The sequence below is a fragment of the Kitasatospora sp. NPDC048722 genome (genome assembly GCF_040650235.1).
Lineage (GTDB): Bacteria > Actinomycetota > Actinomycetes > Streptomycetales > Streptomycetaceae > Kitasatospora.
This window is the reverse complement of the sequence record NZ_JBEZGX010000003.1, coordinates 95,821-110,261: the sequence shown is the minus strand read 5'-3', so window position 1 is coordinate 110,261 and position 14,441 is coordinate 95,821. Positions and strand designations below refer to the sequence as shown.

The window sequence follows — 14,441 nt, the reverse complement described above, 5'->3', positions numbered from 1 at the left end:
GGCGGGCCCTCCGGACGGCGTTCCGGCGGGCGTCCCGGCGGTGGCCCGGGTTAGCGTGGGACGGCCGGAGGAAGGAGCGCCGATGGAGATCCTCGCGTACGGGGTGCAGGCCGACGAACGGCCGCTGCTGGAGGAGGCCTTCGCCGGGCGGCACGAACTGCGTTGCCTGGGCATGTTCCTCAACCGGGACACCGCCCCCCTCGCCGCCGGCTACCCTGCCGTCAGCAGCAGTGTCAACGCCGTCCTGGACGCCGGGACCCTGGCCGTCCTGGCGTCGGGCGGCACCGAGCTGATCACCCAGCGCTCCACCGGCTTCAACAACATCGACCTCGACGCCGCCGCCGACCTCGGCCTGACCGTCGCCCGGGTCTCGTACTACAGCCCGTACGCCGTCGCCGAGCACGCGTGGACGCTGGCGATGGCGGTGAACCGGCGGATCGTGCGGGCCGCCGGGCGCAGCCGCGAGTTCGACTTCCGCCTGGACGGGCTGCTCGGGCGGGACGTGCACGGGATGACGGTCGGGGTGCTCGGCACCGGCAAGATCGGCGAGTGCTTCGCCCGGATCGCCGCCGGGTTCGGCACCGAGCTGCTCGGCTGGGACCTCGCGCCGAACCCGGCCTGCGTGGGACTCGGCATGTCCTACACGGAGTTGCCCGACCTCCTGGCCCGCGCCGACCTGGTGAGCCTGCACGTGCCGCTCGTCCCGGCGACCCACCACCTGATCGACGCGGCGGCGCTGGCGCGGATGAAGGACGACGCGATCCTGGTGAACTCCAGCCGCGGCGGGCTGGTGGACAGCGCGGCCCTCGTCGAGACGCTGCGGGCGGGCCGGCTGTCGGGCGTGGGCCTGGACGTGTACGAGGAGGAGACCGGCGTCTTCTTCACGGACCGCTCCGTCGAGGGCATCGCGGACGACGTCCTGGCCCGGCTGGTGACCTTCCCCCAGGTCGTGGTGACCTCGCACCAGGCGTACTTCACGCGCACGGCGGTCGGCCAGATCATCGAAGCGACGGCGCGGAACGTCGACGACTTCGCGGCGGGCCGCACCAACGAGAACACGCTGGTTCCCCGCGCCTGACCCCGGGGGCCGGGCTCCCGCCCTGCTGCCGGCAGCGGGGCGGGGCCGGGCGGTCTGCCTGGCTACGGCAGCTTCCATCGCTGGTTGGTGCCCGCGTTGCAGTCCCAGATCTCCAACCGGGTGCCGTTGGCGGTGGCGAAGCCCGGGTCGTCGAGGCAGCGGCCGGACTGGGTGCTCTTGACGGTGCCGTCCGGCTGGGGCGTCCACTGCTGGTTGGCACCGGCGTTGCAGTCCCAGAGCTCGACCGGGGTGCCGTTGAGGGTGGCGGCGCCGGTCACGTCGAGGCACTTGCCGCCGTGGGTGAGGGCGCCGTTGGACCAGGTCCACACCTGCGAGCCGCCGCCGTTGCAGTCCCAGAGCCGGACGGCGGTGCCGTTGGCGCTGGAGTCGCCGTCGTCGTCGACGCACTTGCCGGGCAGCGCGGAGGTGATCGGGCCGGTGTGGGTCGTCGGGGTGCCCGGGGTGAGGGCGAAGTTGTCGAACTGGTCGGTCCGGTAGCCGGTCACGCCGAGGCCTGCCTGGCCGTTGGTGAAGCTGCCGTCGGTCGCGCTGCCCACCGTGACGCCGTCGACGGCTGCGGTGAGGGTGGTGTCCTGCATGGAGAGCGCGACGGTGTGCCAACTGCCGGTGCCCGGAGCGGTGGTGGTGCCGCTCGCGAGGGTGGTGAAGTTCCAGCTGGTGTCGCTCTTGTCGATGGACCAGGCGCCGGTGTCGCTCACGCGCAGGTGGTAGGCGTTCAGGCCGTTGTTGTTGCGGCCCTGCTGGTTGACCCTGCCCAGGAGTTCGACGGTGCTCGACTGCTCGAAGAGGGTGTCGGCGGTGACCGTGTAGTTGGCCCAGCTGCCGTCGCCCATCATCGTGTACGGGGCGTCGTACGGCTCGTCGGTCCAGCGGATCGGCGTCGCCGGGGCCATCTGGCGCAGGCAGGTGCCGGTGCGGCCGCCGCCGCACGGGGCGGTCTGGAAGGCGCCGTTCATGTCCGTGAAGTACCTGGGCGAGGTGGTCGTGGCGGGCGTCTCGAAGTCGTCCGCGTACGGCAGCCGGAGCGCGGCGGGAGCCGGCGGGGTGGCGGCGCCCTTGCCCTGGCCGGTCGTGGTGGTGACGGTGTAGACGTGGCCGGGCCGGAGGGTCAGCGCGAACGAGCCGCCCTGCGGCGCGACGTCCTGGGTGTGGACGAACCAGTCCGCCGGGTCGGTCGAGCCGAGATCGGTGGACCACACGTGCACGGTGCCGGTGGACAGGCCGCCGGTGACGGTGAAGCTCGCGGTCTGGGCGGCGGTGGCGTCGGCGGTCTCGATGACGGTGCTGTAGTCGGTGTTGTTCGGCGACTTCAGCGTCACGTAGCTGCCGTTGGCGCGCGCGCCGCCGAGGTACCCGCCCGCCGAGTCGATGTAGCGCCAGCCGGGCTGGACGAACTGGGCGGTGTGCGCGGTGACCCACGTGGTCCTGCCGATCGTGTAGCTGCCGGACCAGGGCTGGTCGGCGATCGACATGCCGTCGGTGGAGAAGAACAGGTTCGGGTAGAGCGCGGCGATGACCGGCCAGTTGATGAACGAGGTCATCCGGCCGTCGAGGTAGCCGCGGTTGATCGCGCGCGCGACCGCGGGGGCGCCGTCGTTCGCGTCCTCGGAGCCGTTCTCGCTCGCCCACAGCGGCTTGCCGAGCCCCTGGGCGTTCGCGGTGCTGGGGCAGTTGGTGTAGGAGCCGAGGTAGCCGCAGGGGTAGTGCACGCCGACGATGTCGACGGCGTTCCTGAACGCCTGGTCGGTGGCCATGGCGTCGGCCACCGCCCAGGAGTCGTCGGCGGCGACGACCTTGGTGGCGCCGTAACCGTGGGAAACCAGCGCGCTCTTGAGGCTCTCGTACCAGGCGGCGTCGAAGCCGCGCTCGTTCCAGCCGCCGAGGTAGGAGACGGCCAGGTGGTGCCGGGCTGCGCAGCCCATCCAGGACATCAGGTAGTCGACGGTGTCCTGGGACCAGAACCTTCCGCCGCTGCCGGTGTCGCCGATCCAGCCGGGGGCACCCCAGGACAGGCCGTAGAACGTGATGCCGGGGTTGCGGGCCCGGGCCTGCTCGGCGAGCCACCACTCGTAGCCCTGGTCGCAGTCGACGGTGCCCCTGGTGTGCTCGATGCTGGGCTCGGCGCCGTCGGTGGAGTTGGTGTCGCCGCCGATCTCCAGCTTCAGCACCTGGAGCGAGGCGCCGTAGCCGGGCTTGAACAGGTAGTCGAGCACCTGGCTGCGCTGCGGCTCCGGATAGTCGGCCAGCAGGCGCGAGTTGCCGCCACCGCCGGAGATGGCCCCGATCCCGTCGAAGGCGAGGCCGGGCCGGGTGCCGTCGACGGTGACGGCGGTCTGGACGGGCGTGGCGGCGTGGGCGGGGGAGGGTGTGGTCAGACTGCCGAGCGCGCCCAGCAACAGGGCCAGGGCGCCGAGGGCGGTGCGGAGTTTCGAGGGCAGGTGTCTGCGACCCATGGGCGTCTCCGGGGACGGATTGGCGAGGGGATGGCCGGGCAGGAGCGTAGACCCAACTTCCAACAGAAATCAACAATCTGACACCACATCAAACGTCGGAGTTCCACCAAACCCTCGTACGTCACGTCCGATCGCGGTGACTTCTGAGTGATTGTGTTGCCGTGCCCCGGCGTCACGGCCCTCACCGAATCCTCAGACCGCGTGGACGGGGCTCTCCCCCGGACAGCTCGTCCGGAGGAGGGGCGCCCGGCCGCCGACAACGGCACCGTCGAGAGCGCACGCCGAACGCCGACATCCGCACCGTCGAGAGCGCGACCGACCCGGGCGGCGGGCCGGTCAAGGTGTCGGCCGGCCACTGCCGCCGGTCCGACCGGCCTTCCGGCCGGTGCGGTTCAGCCCATCGCCGCGAGCGCCGCGCGGTACCAGTCGGCGGCGGCGGCGAGCCGGGCGAGCGGCCCCGGGCCGGGCGGGCAGGCGGCCAGGGACCAGATGTCGTCGCTGCGGTACCAGTGGTCGAGGGCGATCATCGCGAACTGCCGCTCCGAGACGCGGCCCGGCGCGGAGGCCAGCAGGCGGCGGCACTCCTCCCACGGGACGGCCGGGCCGGTCGGCGCGGGGACCAGCCCGAGGGCGTCCAGCGCGTCGAGGAGCTGCCCGGCGCGGACGGGCTCCGGGTGGCTCGCGTGGTGGACGCCCGAGGGCACGGCGGGCTCGGCGGTCGCGACGGCGACGATCAGGCGGGCCAGGTCGGCACGGTCGACGAGCGAGAGCCGGGCCCCGCCGCCCGCCCAGCGCACCGGCACCCGGCGGACCAGCTCGGCCACGGCGGGCACCACCCAGCGGTCCCCCGGGCCGGTCACCACGCCGGGCCGCAGCACGACGGCCCCGGCGGCCAGCGCGGCCCGTTCCCCGAGCAGCCGGGTGCGGCTGGCCTCCGAGGCGGGCACGGCGGGCACCTCGTCCACGCCGACGCCCGCGTGCGGGCCCTGCCCGTACACGGCCGCGGTGGACAGGTGGACGATCCGGGAGACCCCGGCCCGGCGGGCGGCGGCCATGACGGCCCCGGTCCCGCGGACGTTGACCTCCTCGCACTCCTCGGCGGTGCCGGAGATCCTGGACGCGAGGTGGAGCAGGACGTCGGCGCCGTCGCACAGCTCGGCGAGGGCCTTCCCGTCGGCGAGGTCGCCCTCCACCCAGGACGGGCCGCTCACGGCGGGGACCTTCCGGGCCAGGGCGCGGACGTCGGATCCGTCCAACGCCTGGAGCACCGACGAGCCGATGAAGCCCGTCGCCCCCGTCATCGCGATCCGGGGCCCCGTGGTCGAGGTCACCGCCCACCCCCTCCGTCAGGTCGCTCATTGTAGTGAGACGCGCCCACCCCCGCGGAGGGGGCGGGGCACGGCGCGGGGTAAGGCCCGCCTAGGCTGTATGCCAAGCAAAACGGGCGAACCGGACCCCTCCAGGGGCCACCAGGACGGAAAGCGGGACCCGCCGATGGGCGACGGAATGTCAGGCATGCACCACCACGGGGGGATGACCCGGCTAGGCCCGTTCACCTTCTCGAACGCGTGGACCTGGTCCCCCGACTGGGTCTTCCTGGCCGGCAGCCTGGTCGCCCTCGGCCTGTACGCGCTCGGCGTCGTCCGGCTGTACCGCCGCGGCGACAAGTGGCCGGTCGGGCGCACCGCCGGCTGGGTCCTGGGCGTCGGCTCGGTGATCCTCGTCACCTGCAGCGGGCTCAACGACTACGGGATGGCACTGTTCAGCGCACACATGATCCAGCACATGGTGCTGTCCATGCTGTCGCCCATCCTGCTGCTCCTCGGCGCCCCGATCACGCTCGCGCTGCGCGCTCTGCGTCCGGCCGGCAAGGGGCGCCCGCGCGGCCCGCGCGAGCTGCTGGTGGCGCTGCTGCACAGCCGGTACGTCAAGGTGATCTCGCACCCGGCGTTCACCATCCCGCTGTTCATCGCGAGCCTGTACGGGGTCTACTTCACCCCGCTGTTCGACTTCCTGATGCAGTACCGCGCCGGGCACATCTTCATGATGGTGCACTTCCTGGCCACCGGCCTGGCGTTCTTCTGGCCGATCATGGGCGTGGACCCGGGCCCGAACCGCCCCGGCCACGTGATGCGGATCATCGAGCTGTTCATGGGCATGCCGTTCCACGCCTTCTTCGGCGTCGCGGTGATGATGGCCAACCACCAGCTGGTCACCACCTTCACCACGGCGGGCGCCCCGCCCGGCACCGACCTGCTGGCGGACCAGAAGCTCGCCGGCGGCATCACCTGGGCGTTCGGCGAGATCCCGACCGCGATCGTGCTGATCGCGCTGGTCTACCAGTGGATGGGCTCCGAGCAGCGCAAGGCCCGCCGCGCCGACCGCGCCGAGGAGCGCAGCGGCGACGCCGAGCTGGAGGCGTACAACGCCTACCTGGCCTCGCTCAACCAGCGCGGGAAGCGCCCGGCGGCCGACGCCGGCTGAGGCCGGCCGCCGTTGCGAACGTCACGGAACCCCCGTCCCGGACCGCCGTCCGGAACGGGGGTTCCGTCGTACGCGTTCGAGGAGGTGTGCACGTCCTCCTGATCGTCGCCGTCCTGCTCGGCGGGTACGCCCTGCTGTGGCTGCTCGGCTTCCTCGGCCGGGCGCTGCACTACCGCCGCCGGCCCGTTCCGGACGACGCCGACTACGTCGTCGTCCTCGGCGCCGGACTGCACGGCTGCGACGTCACGCCGCTGCTCGCGGCCCGGCTGGACGCCGCGCTGGAACGATTCGCCGCCGCGGAGGCCGCCGGGCGCGCGCCCCTGCTGCTGGTGACCGGAGGCCCCCACAAGTCGGCCCCGCACGAGGAGTGCACCGAGGCCGCCGCGATGGCCCGCTACCTGCTCGCCCGGGGCGTCCCGGCCGGGCGGATCCGCCGCGAGGAGCGGGCCACCGACACCGTCGAGAACCTGCGCTTCAGCGCGGCGCTGATGGCCGCCGAGCGGCCCGGGTACCGGTGCACCGTCGTCACCAGCGGTTTCCACGTCCTGCGCTCGGCCGCCGCCGCCCGCAGGGCCGGTGCGCCCGGCCGGGTCGCGGCGGCGGACGGGCTGCTCGCCCACGGGCCGTACCTGCTGCTGCGGGAGGCCGTCGCGACGGCCCTGGCGTACCCGCGGCTCAACGCCGCCGCCGTCGCGCTCCTGGTCGTGATCGCCCTCTGGTGGTGAGACGAGGGGCGGCCCCCGGGTCCGCGTGGGAGCCGGGGGCCGCCCGGTGGTTCAGCTCGGCCTCGGTCAGCCGAGGTTGGCCAGCGCGTCGTTGAAGGTCTTCGACGGGCGCATCACGGCCGCGGCCTTGGCCGGGTCGGGCTGGTAGTAGCCGCCGAGGTCGACGGGCGAGCCCTGCACGGCGACGAGCTCCTCGACGATGGCCTGCTCCTGCTCGGTGAGCGCCTTCGCGAGGCCCTCGAACGCCTGGGCCAGCTCGGCGTCCTCGGTCTGCTTGGCCAGCTCCTGGGCCCAGTACGTGGCCAGGTAGAAGTGGCTGCCGCGGTTGTCGATGCCACCGAGGCGGCGGCTCGGCGACTTGTCCTCGTTGAGGAAGGTGCCGGTGGCGCGGTCCAGGGTGTCGGCCAGGACCTTGGCGCGGGCGTTGCCGGTGCTGACGGCCAGGTGCTCGAAGCTCGCGGCCAGCGCGAAGAACTCGCCCAGGCTGTCCCAGCGCAGGTAGTTCTCCTTGACCAGCTGCTGGACGTGCTTCGGGGCCGAGCCGCCGGCGCCGGTCTCGAACAGGCCGCCGCCCGCCATCAGCGGGACGACCGACAGCATCTTGGCGCTGGTGCCCAGCTCCAGGATCGGGAACAGGTCGGTCAGGTAGTCGCGCAGCACGTTGCCGGTGACCGAGATGGTGTTCTCGCCGCGGCGGATGCGCTCCAGCGAGAACTTGGTGGCCTCGACCGGGGACTTGATCTCGATCTGCAGGCCGGTGGTGTCGTGGTCGGGCAGGTACTTGTTGACCTTCTCGATCAGCACGGCGTCGTGGGCGCGGTTCTCGTCCAGCCAGAACACCGCCGGGTCGCCGGTGGCACGGGCGCGGGTGACGGCCAGCTTGACCCAGTCCTGGATCGGCAGGTCCTTGGTCTGGCAGGCGCGGAAGATGTCGCCCGGCTGCACGGCCTGCTCCAGCACGACGTTGCCCTCGGCGTCGACCAGGCGGACGGTGCCGGCCCCGGCGATCTCGAAGGTCTTGTCGTGGCTGCCGTACTCCTCGGCCTTCTGGGCCATCAGGCCGACGTTCGGGACCGAGCCGATGGTGGCCGGGTCCAGGGCGCCGTGGGCGCGGCAGTCGTCGATGACGGCCTGGTACACGCCGGCGTAGCTGCTGTCCGGCAGCACGGCCAGGGTGTCGGCCTCCTGGCCGTCCGGGCCCCACATGTGGCCGGAGGTGCGGATCATGGCCGGCATCGAGGCGTCGACGATGACGTCGCTCGGGACGTGCAGGTTGGTGATGCCCTTGTCCGAGTCGACCATGGCCAGGGCCGGGCCCTCGGCCAGCTCGGCGTCGAACGAGGCCTTGATCTCGGCGCCGTTCGGCAGCGCGTCGAGGCCGGCCAGGATGCCGCCGAGGCCGTTGTTCGGGTTCAGGCCCGCGGCGGTCAGCGCCTCGCCGTACTGGGCGAAGGTCTTCGGGAAGAAGGCGCGCACGACGTGACCGAACACGATCGGGTCGGAGACCTTCATCATGGTGGCCTTGAGGTGTACCGAGAACAGCACGCCCTCGGCCTTGGCGCGGGCCACCTGGGCGGCCAGGAACTCGTTCAGGGCGGCGGCGCGCATCACCGAGGCGTCGACGACCTCGCCGGCCAGCACCGGGACCTTCTCGCGCAGGACGGTGGTGGTGCCGTCCTGGCCGACCAGCTCGATGCGCAGGGCGCCGTCGGCGGTGATCACGGCCGACTTCTCGGTGGAACGGAAGTCGTTCTCGCCCATGGTGGCGACGTTGGTCTTGGAGTCGGCCGACCAGGCGCCCATGCGGTGCGGGTGGGTCTTGGCGTAGTTCTTGACCGACAGCGGGGCGCGGCGGTCGGAGTTGCCCTCGCGCAGGACCGGGTTGACGGCGCTGCCCTTGACCTTGTCGTAGCGGGCGCGGACGTCCTTGTCCTCGTCGGTCTGCGGGTCGTCCGGGTAGTCCGGCAGGGCGTAGCCCTGGGCCTGCAGCTCGGCGATGGCGGCCTTCAGCTGCGGCACGGAGGCCGAGATGTTCGGCAGCTTGATGATGTTGGCGTCCGGGGTCTTGGCCAGCTCGCCCAGCTCGGCGAGGGCGTCACCGATCCGCTGGCCCTCGGCCAGACGCTCCGGGAAGCTCGCGATGATCCGCCCGGCCAGGGAGATGTCGCGGGTCTCCACGCGCACGCCCGCCGTCGAGGCGTAGGCCTGGACGACCGGCAGGAACGAGTAGGTCGCCAGGGCCGGAGCCTCGTCGGTGTGCGTATAGATGATGGTCGAGTCAGTCATCGAAACTCCGCTTCACGTCTCCAACGTCTTGACGTCAAGATATCTCGTCCCGGCCCCCTCGCTCCACCTCCCCCCGCCCCGGAGCGCGCGCCGGGGCTCCGGGGGCGCGCCGGCGGTCGGTTCCACCGTCGTCCCGGGGCGCCCGCACGGCAACCGGAGGGGGCTATCCCGCGGCGAACCTGGCCGCCAGCTCGGCCTCGTCGGCCAGGAACCAGAGCTGGGTGCCGCGGTTGCTCTCCCGGACGAAGTCGCGCAGCGCGTTGCTCGCGGCCACGTGGTGGGCGATGTCACCGAGGACGACGAGACCCATCCGATAGTTGACGAACTTCTGGACGATGCCGCCGGCGACGCGGGTGCTCAGCGCGAAGAAGTCCGGGTGCAGCCGGGCCGCGGGCACGACCACCCAGGTCGCCTCCTGGCCCCAGGCGTCGGCGATCGCGTCCATCGCGTCCTGCTCGCTGCGGAGCGGGGCTCCGTCGGCGGCCAGCCGGAGGAACGTCGGGTCGGACATGTCACAACTCCCTGGTCAACGTGTGGACGATGGTGAGCAGCGCGGCGGTGTCGGCCGGATCGCCGAGGATGACCAGCCGCAGGGTCTGCGCCTCCTCGTCGAGGACGGTCTCCACGTGCAGCGGCCGGCCGCCCTCGCGCGGACCGGCGATGGCCGCGAGCACGGTGGTGGTCAGCCGGTCCGCCCGCGCACGGTCGATGTCCTCGATCCGGACGACGGACGACACCTCGGCGCCGCGCCCCCCGGTGCTCTCCGCGACGACCGGGGAGCCGGTGAGGGCCTCCAGGTCGGCGCGGGCGATCCGGTACTGCTTGCCGATCCTGGTCGCCGCGAGGCGGCCGTCACGGATGTAGCCGCGGACCGTACGCACGTGGAGGCCCAGCAATTCGGCCACCTGTTCCACCGAGTAGTACTGCGCCACCTGCAACCATCCCTCCCGACTTCCCTATCATCACGCAAACTATCATTCGATACGGATGTTTTGGGAAGGGTGCGGAGTGGTGTAGTCCAGTTGGGTGAGTCGGCCGTCAGGAGTGCGTCAACACGCCACCTCATTCGGTCAACGCTGCGTCAGGACCGGCGACGCGCGGCCGATCCCGGCCTAGCTTCGAAGGGAGCAGTTCCGGCAGGCACCACCACTCCATTGGGGAGCACCCGCATGGCCCGCGTCGTCTGGCACGTTCCGGTCACCGTCCACCACCTCGGTCACGGCACCGGAAGCACGAACGCCCTCCGCCTCTTCCGCCTGCGCGACGGCCGCCGCTGCGCCGTCGGCTTCTCCACCCCCGAGGCGCTCACCGCCCTCCTCGGACCGGACCAGGCCCACACCGAGCTCGGCGAGGCCGCCCTGCGCGAGCTCACCGCCCCGCTCGGCGTCGACGCCCTCGTCCTCGACCCGCGGCTCGTGGCCCCGCCCGTCGCCGCCCCCGCCACGCAACCCGCCCCGGCCCCGACCGCACAGCTCCAGCACCGGTGACCGCCCTCCAACTGGTCCCGGGCGACGAGGAGCCCGCCGCAGGACGGCCCGAACCGGCCCGGGCCCTGCACGCGCTCGCCCGGGTGAGCTTCGGGCCCGTCCCCCTCGACTTCGACCGCCTCGCGGCCGAACACCCGGCCGTCCAGAGCGGTCTCGCCCTGGCCGGCGACGCCGACCTCGAACTCCGCCTCTCCTGTACCGGACCGGAGGAACTGCGGGCGGTCGCCGCCGCCCTCCAGCGGGCCGGCGCGGCCCGCGTCCGCATCGACCTGGTCCTGCGCGCCCTCACCCCGGGGCCGCCGACCCTGCGCTCGGTGACCTGAGCTCACTGGAGGCGTCAATTCCATTCACCTGAAGGGAAGTTGGGAGATATTCCAGTAGCGGGCGGCCGTCCACCGCGCATAGTGTGCGTCCGTCCGCCACGGACACAGCCAAGGACCGTCTCCCAAGACCCCTCTTCCAAGGAAGTGGTGAGGACTTGTCCCGCTCCGCGCTCCGCCCCGCCCTCGGTACGGCAGCCGTCCTGGCCGCCCTGATCCTGGCCGCTCCCTCCGCCCTCGCCGCCTCCCCGTCCGCACCGGTACCGGACCGGGCCGACGACGCCGGCGTGTCCGTCGCGGTCTTCGGCGACGACGCCCTGACGGAGGGCCAGCAGCTGACCGTCGACGAGCTGACCCGCGACCACGGCGTCGACGCCGGCCTCCTCCGGGCGTACGCCCGGGGCACCGCGCCGGACGACTCGGACGACTCCGCCTCCGACGACTCCGCCTCGGACGACGCGCCGGGCGCCGCCGCCCTCTCCCCGCGGCTCGCCGGCGACCCGGCCTACGACCTGGTGGCCAGCTGGACCTCCAAGGACCACCGCACGGTCGACCTCCGCCGGGGCACCGCCACCTGGGGTTACACCAAGATCCAGCAGAAGCACAACCTCAACGTCAGCGCGGTTCGCGCCACCACCCGCTACCCCGAACCCGGCTGGCCGCGGCAACAGTCCGCGACCACGTGGAACTACCTCACCCTGGTCAACCACGTCCGCTGCTCCGGCTGGGCCTGGTGGCGCACCTGCAAGGTCGTCGACTTCACCCACGTGCAGGTGACGGTGAACTACGGCAACGTCAAGGGCGTCATCACCGCGTACTGCATCGGCTACGCCGACCGCTGCCCGGAGTGGGTGAAGAACGCCGTCAACGGCGCCTGACGATCCGCTCCCGCTACTCCCGAGGCTCAGATCGCTCCCACCGCTCCCATGACGACGGACCGACCACAGCTGCGGCGCGGCGGCTTCCTGCGCGAGGCCGCCGCGCTCCAGCGCGCCAACACCGACGGGCACCGGAGGCTGACCCGGATCGCCTTCCCGGCCGACGACGGCGCGGTGTCCTGCGCCCTGGTCACGACGGCCGGCCCCGGCGCCCCCGTGCGCCTGCCGGTGACCGCCGGCCGCGACGACCTGTACGCCGCACTGGCCGCCGAGGGCGGCTGGGCCGCACCGGACCCTGGTCCCCTCGCCCGGCTCCCGGTCACCGCGCCGGCCCCGACGCTCCTGGTCTGGGCCGACCTCCTGGACGACCTCGGCGACCTCCTCTTCACCCTCACCGGCTATCCCGCCGACGTCGGCCGCCCCGACCTCGCACCCCGCCTGGACGCCGTGTCCCTCACCGGCGCGACGACCGCCGTGGTCGAGGTGACCGCCCTCGGCGCCGCCCACCGGGTCCGCATCCCCCTGGACTCCGGCATCCCCCTGGTGGCCGTCCCCCTGGAGATCGCCGAATACCTGCTGACCGTCGACGGAACGGCCGCGACGGAGTGGGAGTACCCCGTCGCGGCCTCGTAGATCACGTCACTCCCGGGCGAGCGCCGCGATCGCGACGAGGAGCAGGGCCGAACCGGCCAGCAGGCCCGCGGTGAGCGGCTCGCCGAGGAAGGCCACGCCGATCACCGCCGCCGTCGCCGGTTCGAGCAGCACCAGCACGGCGGCCGTGGCGCCCGGGACGACGGTCAGGCCGGTGAAGTACCAGCGGTAGGCGAACAACGTGGGCACCGTCCCGAGGAACAACAGTGCTCCCCCGGTCAGCGCCCGGTCCCCCGCCGTCGGCAGGATGCCCTCGACCACGGCGAGCGGCAGCAGGCAGAGCAGCCCGGTCGCGAACGCTCCCGCGCCGGCCCGCGCCGAGCCGCCGCCGCGCGCCCACAGGGTGAGCCCGCTCTGCCCCGCGCCCGCCACCACCGCCAGGCCGACGCCCAGCGCCGGTCGCGGCCCCGCCGCCGGCGCGGCCACCAGCAGGGCCAGCCCGCCGAGCGCCGGCACGACGGCGACGGCGGCCCGCCGGGTCAGGCGCTCGCCCAGCAGGACGTGCGCGCCGAGGCTCGTCAGCACCGGGCCGGCGCCGATGGTGATCAGCGTGCCGAGACCGAGGCCCGCGAAGCGGACCGACCCGAAGTAGGCGCACTGGCTCACCGCCAGCCCGATCCCGGTCAGCACGGCGGCCCGGCGGGGCGTCCGCCGGCGTTCACCGCGTGGCAGTACCACCAGGCAGAGCGCCGCGACGGCGAAGCGCCAGAACGAGACGGCCACCGGGCCCAGGCCGCTGGTGCGCAGCAGCAGCGCGGCCACGGCCCCGCCCACGCCCCAGGCGACGGCGGCGGCCGAGATGGACAGCAGTCCGTGCCGGAACGGCACGGCGGCATGCGAAGTCATGCGTCGTTTCTCCACGATGAGGTGCCGGTCGAATTCCGCGGATGACGCGGGCGGCACCGACCCGCCCGGCTGCGAGCAGAAGGCCGCCGGGCGGTGATTCAGTGGAGAGGGCCGCCCGCTAGCGGACGGGCGGCGGGAGGATCACGAGACGCACGGGGCCGAGCCTACGCCTCACCCCGCATCCGGATCATCGTGATCTTTCCTCCACCCTCCGCTCCGACGTACGGTCGTCACCGAAGCGGCGGGACCGGAGGAGCGGGCGCGATGGAGCAGTTGACGTACGACGCGGTGAAGGCGGCCGGGGAGCGGATCGCCGGTCGGGTGCGGCCGGTGGTCGTGGCGCGCGGGGACGAGGGCGAACGGACGTGGCTGGCGCTGGAGTTCCTGCAGCACACCGGGAGCTTCAAGGCGCGCGGCGCGCAGAACTTCCTCCTCGCCCACGCCGAGGCCGGCACCCTCCCCGACTCGGGCGTGACCATCGCGTCGGGCGGCAACGCCGGCCTCGCCTGCGCCTGGGCGGCCCGTGAACTGGGCGTCCGGGCCACGGTGTTCCTGCCCGAGACGGCTTCGCCGGTGAAGCTGGGCCGGCTCCGCTCGTACGGCGCCGAGGTGCGGCTGGTCGGGCGGGAGTACGCGGAGGCGCTCGCCGCGTGCGAGGAGTTCGCGGCGAGCAGCGGGGCGCTGGCCTCGCACGCGTACGACCACCCGCTGATCGCCGCCGGTGCCGGGACCGTGCTGGAGGAGATCCGCGCCCAGGTGCCGGGGCTGGACACGGTGGTGGTGTCGGTGGGCGGCGGCGGGCTGTTCGCCGGGGTGGCCGTGGCGGCGCGCGAACACGGGGTCCGCGTGGTGGCGGTGGAGCCGGAGGGCAGCCGGGCGCTCAACGCGGCGCTGGAGGCGGGCCGCCCGGTGGACGTCCCGGTGGCGTCGGTGGCCCAGGACGCGCTCGGCGCCCGCCGGGCGACCGCCCTCGCCGTCGAGGCCGCCGCGCACGAGGGCGTGCGATCGGTGCTGGTGCCCGACGAGGCGATCGTCCGGGCCCGGCGGCGGCTGTGGGACGAGCGCCGGATCGCCGTCGAGTTCGCCGCCTCCACGGCCCTGGCAGCGCTCGACGGGGTGACGGGCGAGCGCGTCGCCGTCCTGCTGTGCGGGGCCAACACCGACCCGTCCGACCTGGTCGAGCGGGCGTAGCGGACGTAGCGGGCGTAGCGG

The 14,441-nt window shown here is 73.3% G+C and carries 14 protein-coding genes; 8 read left to right on the top strand and 6 right to left on the bottom strand.

All coding sequences use genetic code 11. The features are described 5' to 3' along the window. Window positions 1-82 precede the first annotated feature (82 nt). Entirely contained in the window at window positions 83-1,078 is a 996-nt protein-coding gene (locus AB0C76_RS03890) for a 2-hydroxyacid dehydrogenase (protein ID WP_359959220.1), read from the top strand. Window positions 1,079-1,140: 62 nt separating this feature from the next. On the opposite strand, the gene AB0C76_RS03885 is transcribed toward AB0C76_RS03890, so the two are convergent. Next, a complete protein-coding gene (locus AB0C76_RS03885; RefSeq protein ID WP_359959217.1) occupies window positions 1,141-3,552 on the bottom strand; it encodes a ricin-type beta-trefoil lectin domain protein in 2,412 nt (803 codons plus the stop codon). Window positions 3,553-3,944: 392 nt separating this feature from the next. After that, window positions 3,945-4,883, bottom strand: coding sequence for an NAD(P)-dependent oxidoreductase (locus AB0C76_RS03880; RefSeq protein ID WP_359959214.1), 939 nt, complete (start codon window positions 4,881-4,883; stop codon window positions 3,945-3,947). Window positions 4,884-5,067: 184 nt separating this feature from the next. Between AB0C76_RS03880 and AB0C76_RS03875 the strand changes: the two genes are divergently transcribed. Both AB0C76_RS03875 and AB0C76_RS03870 read left to right on the top strand, forming a co-directional pair. Next, entirely contained in the window at window positions 5,068-6,036 is a 969-nt protein-coding gene (locus AB0C76_RS03875) for a cytochrome c oxidase assembly protein (RefSeq protein WP_359959211.1), read from the top strand. Between the two features lie 86 nt (window positions 6,037-6,122). Continuing rightward, a complete protein-coding gene (locus AB0C76_RS03870; protein ID WP_359959208.1) occupies window positions 6,123-6,761 on the top strand; it encodes a YdcF family protein in 639 nt (212 codons plus the stop codon). A gap of 66 nt (window positions 6,762-6,827) precedes the next feature. Here the strand turns inward: AB0C76_RS03870 and AB0C76_RS03865 are convergent, their stop codons facing one another. From AB0C76_RS03865 to AB0C76_RS03855, 3 genes are all read right to left on the bottom strand, one after another. After that, a complete protein-coding gene (locus tag AB0C76_RS03865; RefSeq protein ID WP_359959205.1) occupies window positions 6,828-9,047 on the bottom strand; it encodes an NADP-dependent isocitrate dehydrogenase in 2,220 nt (739 codons plus the stop codon). A gap of 163 nt (window positions 9,048-9,210) precedes the next feature. After that, the gene (locus AB0C76_RS03860) at window positions 9,211-9,558 is read right to left on the bottom strand and encodes a DUF4180 domain-containing protein (RefSeq protein ID WP_359959202.1); all 348 of its coding nucleotides are present in this window, start codon (window positions 9,556-9,558) and stop codon (window positions 9,211-9,213) included. A 1-nt stretch (window position 9,559) separates the two neighbouring features. Then, the gene (locus tag AB0C76_RS03855) at window positions 9,560-9,979 is read right to left on the bottom strand and encodes a helix-turn-helix domain-containing protein (RefSeq protein WP_359959646.1); all 420 of its coding nucleotides are present in this window, start codon (window positions 9,977-9,979) and stop codon (window positions 9,560-9,562) included. A 237-nt stretch (window positions 9,980-10,216) separates the two neighbouring features. Between AB0C76_RS03855 and AB0C76_RS03850 the strand changes: the two genes are divergently transcribed. The 4 genes from AB0C76_RS03850 to AB0C76_RS03835 all read left to right on the top strand — a co-directional run bounded on the left by AB0C76_RS03850 (window position 10,217) and on the right by AB0C76_RS03835 (window position 12,365). Then, window positions 10,217-10,534 carry an SAV_915 family protein gene (locus tag AB0C76_RS03850; protein WP_359959199.1) on the top strand — a complete coding sequence of 106 codons (318 nt, stop codon included), beginning with the start codon at window positions 10,217-10,219 and terminating at the stop codon, window positions 10,532-10,534. Beyond that, window positions 10,531-10,857 (top strand): hypothetical protein, encoded by a 327-nt coding sequence (locus AB0C76_RS03845; protein ID WP_359959196.1) that lies wholly within the window; start codon window positions 10,531-10,533, stop codon window positions 10,855-10,857. Before AB0C76_RS03850 ends, AB0C76_RS03845 begins: the two co-directional genes overlap by 4 nt. Before the next feature lie 155 nt (window positions 10,858-11,012). Then, a complete protein-coding gene (locus AB0C76_RS03840) occupies window positions 11,013-11,732 on the top strand; it encodes a hypothetical protein (protein WP_359959193.1) in 720 nt (239 codons plus the stop codon). Between the two features lie 48 nt (window positions 11,733-11,780). Continuing rightward, the gene (locus tag AB0C76_RS03835; RefSeq protein WP_359959190.1) at window positions 11,781-12,365 is read left to right on the top strand and encodes a hypothetical protein; all 585 of its coding nucleotides are present in this window, start codon (window positions 11,781-11,783) and stop codon (window positions 12,363-12,365) included. A gap of 6 nt (window positions 12,366-12,371) precedes the next feature. Here AB0C76_RS03835 and AB0C76_RS03830 read toward each other — a convergent pair whose 3' ends face one another. Further along, window positions 12,372-13,229, bottom strand: coding sequence for a DMT family transporter (locus AB0C76_RS03830; RefSeq protein ID WP_359959186.1), 858 nt, complete (start codon window positions 13,227-13,229; stop codon window positions 12,372-12,374). Between the two features lie 264 nt (window positions 13,230-13,493). Here AB0C76_RS03830 and AB0C76_RS03825 point away from each other — a divergent pair, with 264 nt between their 5' ends. Then, window positions 13,494-14,420 carry a serine/threonine dehydratase gene (locus AB0C76_RS03825; RefSeq protein ID WP_359959183.1) on the top strand — a complete coding sequence of 309 codons (927 nt, stop codon included), beginning with the start codon at window positions 13,494-13,496 and terminating at the stop codon, window positions 14,418-14,420. Window positions 14,421-14,441: the final 21 nt, after the last annotated feature.

What these genes read in the sequence shown, in the direction of transcription:
- AB0C76_RS03825 (WP_359959183.1), top strand. Translation starts at nt 13,494, where the DNA reads ATGGAGCAGTTGACGTACGACGCGGTGAAGGCGGCCGGGGAGCGGATC.
- AB0C76_RS03875 (WP_359959211.1), top strand. Translation starts at nt 5,068, where the DNA reads ATGCACCACCACGGGGGGATGACCCGGCTAGGCCCGTTCACCTTCTCG.
- AB0C76_RS03885 (WP_359959217.1), bottom strand. Translation starts at nt 3,552, where the DNA reads ATGGGTCGCAGACACCTGCCCTCGAAACTCCGCACCGCCCTCGGCGCC.
- AB0C76_RS03865 (WP_359959205.1), bottom strand. Translation starts at nt 9,047, where the DNA reads ATGACTGACTCGACCATCATCTATACGCACACCGACGAGGCTCCGGCC.
- AB0C76_RS03850 (WP_359959199.1), top strand. Translation starts at nt 10,217, where the DNA reads ATGGCCCGCGTCGTCTGGCACGTTCCGGTCACCGTCCACCACCTCGGT.
- AB0C76_RS03860 (WP_359959202.1), bottom strand. Translation starts at nt 9,558, where the DNA reads ATGTCCGACCCGACGTTCCTCCGGCTGGCCGCCGACGGAGCCCCGCTC.
- AB0C76_RS03830 (WP_359959186.1), bottom strand. Translation starts at nt 13,229, where the DNA reads ATGACTTCGCATGCCGCCGTGCCGTTCCGGCACGGACTGCTGTCCATC.
- AB0C76_RS03835 (WP_359959190.1), top strand. Translation starts at nt 11,781, where the DNA reads ATGACGACGGACCGACCACAGCTGCGGCGCGGCGGCTTCCTGCGCGAG.
- AB0C76_RS03890 (WP_359959220.1), top strand. Translation starts at nt 83, where the DNA reads ATGGAGATCCTCGCGTACGGGGTGCAGGCCGACGAACGGCCGCTGCTG.